The organism is Spirosoma endbachense, assembly GCF_010233585.1.
Classification (GTDB): domain Bacteria; phylum Bacteroidota; class Bacteroidia; order Cytophagales; family Spirosomataceae; genus Spirosoma; species Spirosoma endbachense.
This window is the reverse complement of sequence record NZ_CP045997.1, coordinates 10,303,855-10,304,109: the sequence shown is the minus strand read 5'-3', so window position 1 is coordinate 10,304,109 and position 255 is coordinate 10,303,855. Positions and strand designations below refer to the sequence as shown.

Here is a 255-nt window from a genome sequence, read left to right as displayed (position 1 = left end):
ACAGGTGGTACTGACACCTCAGCTCGAACAGAAGGTAATATCACTTTACAGTGTGGGCAATAGTTACGCTGACATTAGCCAACACCTGTCAGAGATGTACGGCTATTCACTGTCAGACAGCGAGTTAGCTGCTATTACAGACAAAGTCATCCCGGCCATGCGGGAGTGGCAGAACCGGCCATTGGAAAGTCTGTACACCTTGGTGTGGCTAGACGGCATTTATTACAAAGTGCGTCAGGATGGTAAAGTGGTCAC

The 255-nt window shown here is 49.0% G+C and carries 1 protein-coding gene; it reads left to right on the top strand.

Features of this window, described 5'->3' with window-relative positions; all coding sequences use genetic code 11:
• Positions 1-255, top strand: a 255-nt coding sequence (locus GJR95_RS41585) for a transposase (RefSeq protein ID WP_198424790.1), incomplete at both ends; no start/stop codon positions are given.